2 protein-coding genes and 1 pseudogene are annotated in these 4,297 nt (G+C 64.5%); 1 reads left to right on the top strand and 2 read right to left on the bottom strand.

All coding sequences use genetic code 11. The features are described 5' to 3' along the window. Together E8E75_RS07490 and E8E75_RS07485 are read right to left on the bottom strand one after the other, a co-directional pair. Positions 1-287 (bottom strand): annotated as a pseudogene (locus tag E8E75_RS07490) (type VI secretion system tip protein VgrG); the annotation flags it as partial. A gap of 272 nt (positions 288-559) precedes the next feature. After that, positions 560-2,461 carry a sigma-54-dependent Fis family transcriptional regulator gene (locus tag E8E75_RS07485; protein WP_120653153.1) on the bottom strand — a complete coding sequence of 634 codons (1,902 nt, stop codon included), beginning with the start codon at positions 2,459-2,461 and terminating at the stop codon, positions 560-562. Between the two features lie 315 nt (positions 2,462-2,776). On the opposite strand from E8E75_RS07485, the gene E8E75_RS07480 reads away from it, so the two are divergent. After that, entirely contained in the window at positions 2,777-4,297 is a 1,521-nt protein-coding gene (locus E8E75_RS07480) for an aldehyde dehydrogenase family protein (RefSeq protein ID WP_120653154.1), read from the top strand.

Here is a 4,297-nt window from a genome sequence, read left to right as displayed (position 1 = left end):
CCGGTGAGGACGCCATGCAAGGTGCGCAGCGGCCGGTTCACCGGCGGGCTGAGGCCGATGATGGGGAGCGGCATGGGCGACGGGTAGAGGCTGAACGCGGCGTCCTGCCCCAGGAGCTGGTCAACCGGCAGATCGCGCTGGCTGGAGGTGAACTCGATGCGGTAGCGGAACGGCTCGCTGAGCGCCTCCTCGCCCTGGAAGGCGAGCACGTCGAGCGTGGCGTCGAGGTTGCGGACCTTGAGCTGGTGGCGGCTGTGATCGAAGAAGGGGCGGATTGCAGCGAGCATGCGGTTGAACCTTCCGTCGTCAGAAACAAACGCCGAAGGTTGCCGCTCACACCGGCCCGCCGCTATCAGACCGGTTCGGAAAGATCGCGGGGAAAATGGGGTTTTCGTGCAGGGAGAATGGTCAGTGGGAGGTAGGGATTTCCGCGGGTCGTCTGAACACTGGCAGCGAAGCGCCTGGCCCGTGCCCGCCACGCTGGGAGCGAATCAGCAGGCCGGCCCTACGGCCCGGTCAGCGATTGAAATCGCCCCCACAGGGGAAAACAGCCCGCCCTCTACCCCCGCGTCGCAATCGCGTGCTTGCGCAGCTTGCGATAGAGGGTGTTGCGGCTGATGCCGAGTTGCTCGGCGGTGCGGGTCATGTGCCAGCGCTGGCTATCCAGCGCATTGAGCAATGCGCTGCGTTCGGCGTCGTCCAGCGGGCTCGCTACCGGCTCGGGCACGGTCGCTGAGGGTGCCGCGCGCAATACCTCGCGAGGCAGGTCGGCAATTCGAATGATGCCGTCCTCGCACAGCGCCGCAAGGGTACGCAGCACGTTGCGCATCTGCCGCACATTGCCCGGCCAGTGGTAGTCGAGCAAGGCCTGGCGAGACTCTTCGGTAAGCACGATACGCATCCCTCGAGCCTCTTCCGCCAGCAGGTAATGCAAGAGCTCCGGCTTGTCACTGCGATCACGCAGGGGCGGCAGGTCGAGGACCAGGCCGTTCAGGCGATAGAACAGGTCCTCACGGAAGCCCCCGCTGCGCACTCGTTCCTCCAGCTCGCGGTGGGTGGCGCTGATGATGCGCACATCAACCGACAGCGGCTCGCCGCCGATGGGTACGACCTGGCGCTCCTCCAGCACCCGCAGCAGGCGGGTCTGCAGTGCCAGCGGCATATCGCCGATTTCATCGAGGAACAGGGTGCCGCCATCGGCCTGCTGCAGCTTGCCGCGCATGCCTTCCTTGCGGGCGCCGGTGAAGCTGCCGCCGCGATAGCCGAACAGTTCACTCTCGATCAGGGTTTCCGGAATGGCCGCGCAGTTCAGCGCAACGAAGGGTCGCTCGGCACGGGAACTGGCCTGGTGCAGCGCACGGGCGAAGGCTTCCTTGCCGGAGCCGGTTTCGCCGTTGATCAACAGCGGTACGTCGCGCTCGTACACGCGCAGCGCGCGACGGAAATCGTTCTGCAGCGCCGCGTCCCCGAGGCAGATGCCCGGGCGTGTCGGTTTTGGCGGTTCCAGTGGAATGGGTTGTGCAATGGTGCGTGGCTGACCGCGCAGGGCGGCGAACAGGGACCGACCATTGCGTGTGCGCAACGGCCAGCTGGTCACTGGCTGTGGGGTGGCGCGGCCGAGCAGATCGTCGAGACGGCAATCGAAGAAGGCCTCCACCGACTGATCGATCAAGCGTTCGCGGGGCAGCCCCAGCAGGTTGATCGCGCTCTGGTTCACCGCGCTGATCCGCCCTTCCCCATCGAATGCCAGCAAGCCTTCGCTGAACAGTCCGACGTACTCGGCCTGCAAATGGAAGCGCAGCAGCCATTTGCCTTCGAAGCGACGCAAGAAATAGCAGCTCTCGATCATCTTCGCCGAGAGGTTGACCAGCGCCATGGTGTGGAACTGGCTCTGGCGCGAGACATCGTGCCGAGCGGATGACACGTCCAGCACTGCCATCAACTCACCCTGTGGGTCGAACACCGGGCTGGCAGAACAGGTGAGGCCGGTATGGCGGCTGCGGAAATGTTCGTCCTGGTGGATGGTCAGTGCCTGGCGCTCCACCACGCAGGTGCCGATGCCATTGGTGCCCTCGCTGGACTCGCTCCAGTCGGCGCCGAGCCAGAGCCCGGCACGCTCGAAGGCGGGTCTTTCGGCATGGGCAGTAACGCAGTTGAGGATCACCCCGCGGGCGTCGGTCAGCAGCACCGCATGGCCGGCCCCGGAGAGCTGTCGGTAGAGGTTGTTCATCTCGCCATTGGCCACCTCGAGCACCTGCTGCATACGCTCGCGGCATTCGAGCATGCGCCCGTGCTCCAGCACCGTGGGTGCCACCGGCTGGGCCGGATCGAGGTGGTAGTCCTCCAGGCAGCGCAGCCAGGAGCGAGCAATCGAAGGGTCGGCAGCCGGCCCGCTGGCCTGTGCCTTCCCTTGTGCCAGGGTCATCACCTGCTGGGCGTGACGGCTGAGAGAATTCTGCATTGTTGTTGTTCTCCTGCGCGCTTCCGGGAGGCAGCCCGGGCCGTGGAACGGCATTCGCGTCGACGCAGCATCCTCCAGCATCGATGCCTTTGCAATGGCCCCCTGACCCGCTGGTCACCTGCTGTGCCAGATGCGTGACAAAGTGTCACCCTCAACTGTGGCAGGCATGTCACAAGCGCCCACCTTCGCCCTATAGGTGCGGCGCAAGAACCGCTCTGGGACGGTGCTTTCCACGCCCTGGCCCAGCACTTGCTCTGTGGAAGACATACGCCACCCTGCGTTATCTCCAACAAAACAAGAGACAGGAGAAACACCATGCGTTACGCCCAACCCGGTACCCCCGGCGCTGTCGTTTCCTTCAAGTCCCGCTACGGCAACTACATCGGTGGCGAGTTCGTCGCCCCGGTCAAAGGCCAGTACTTCACCAATACCTCGCCGGTGAATGGCCAGCCGATCGCCGAATTCCCCCGCTCTACTGCCGAAGACGTCGAGAAGGCCCTGGATGCTGCCCACGCCGCGGCCGATGCCTGGGGTCGCACCTCTGTGCAGGACCGTTCGAACGTCCTGCTGAAGATCGCCGACCGCATCGAGCAGAACCTGGAAGTCCTGGCCGTCACCGAAACCTGGGACAACGGCAAGGCCGTGCGTGAAACCTTGAATGCTGACATCCCGCTGGCTGTCGACCACTTCCGCTACTTCGCCGGCTGCATCCGCGCCCAGGAAGGCGGCGCGGCCGAGATCAACGAGAACACCGTCGCCTATCACATCCACGAACCGCTGGGCGTGGTCGGCCAGATCATCCCGTGGAACTTCCCGCTGCTGATGGCCGCCTGGAAGCTGGCCCCGGCCCTGGCCGCCGGCAACTGCGTGGTACTGAAACCCGCCGAGCAAACACCGCTGGGCATTACCGTGCTGATGGAGCTCATCGGCGACCTGCTGCCAGCCGGTGTGCTCAACGTGGTGCAAGGCTTCGGCAAGGAAGCGGGCGAGGCCCTGGCCACCAGCAAGCGCATCGCCAAGATCGCCTTCACCGGCTCCACCCCGGTGGGTTCGCACATCCTCAAGTGCGCCGCCGAGAACATCATCCCCTCCACCGTGGAGCTGGGTGGCAAGAGCCCGAACATCTACTTCGAAGACATCATGCAGGCCGAGCCGGCCTTCATCGAAAAGGCCGCCGAAGGCCTGGTCCTGGCCTTCTTCAACCAGGGTGAAGTCTGCACTTGCCCGTCCCGCGCCCTGGTGCAGGAATCCATCTACCCGGCGTTCATGGCCGAGGTGATGAAGAAGGTCAAAGCCATCAAGCGTGGCGACCCGCTGGACACCGACACCATGGTCGGCGCCCAGGCTTCGCAACAGCAGTTCGAGAAGATCCTCTCCTACCTCGACATCGCCCAGCAGGAAGGCGCGGAAGTGCTCACTGGCGGCGCGGTGGAAAAACTGGAAGGCAACCTGTCCACCGGTTACTACATCCAGCCGACGCTGCTGAAAGGCCACAACAAGATGCGTGTGTTCCAGGAGGAAATCTTCGGCCCGGTGGTGGGCGTCACCACCTTCAAGGACGAAGCCGAAGCCCTGGCGATCGCCAACGACACCGAGTTCGGCCTGGGTGCCGGTCTCTGGACCCGCGACATCAACCGCGCCTACCGCATGGGCCGTGGCATCAAGGCTGGCCGCGTGTGGACCAACTGCTACCACCTGTACCCGGCACACGCCGCGTTCGGTGGCTACAAGAAGTCTGGCGTTGGCCGTGAAACCCACAAGATGATGCTCGACCACTACCAGCAGACCAAGAACCTGCTGGTGAGCTACGACATCAATCCGCTGGGCTTCTTCTGA

Origin of the sequence: Pseudomonas sp. BN606, from assembly GCF_029873115.1 — a bacterium.
Classification (GTDB): Bacteria; Pseudomonadota; Gammaproteobacteria; order Pseudomonadales; family Pseudomonadaceae; genus Metapseudomonas.
The sequence above is the reverse complement of the archived record's forward strand: the minus strand, read 5'-3'. Positions and strand labels throughout refer to the sequence as shown.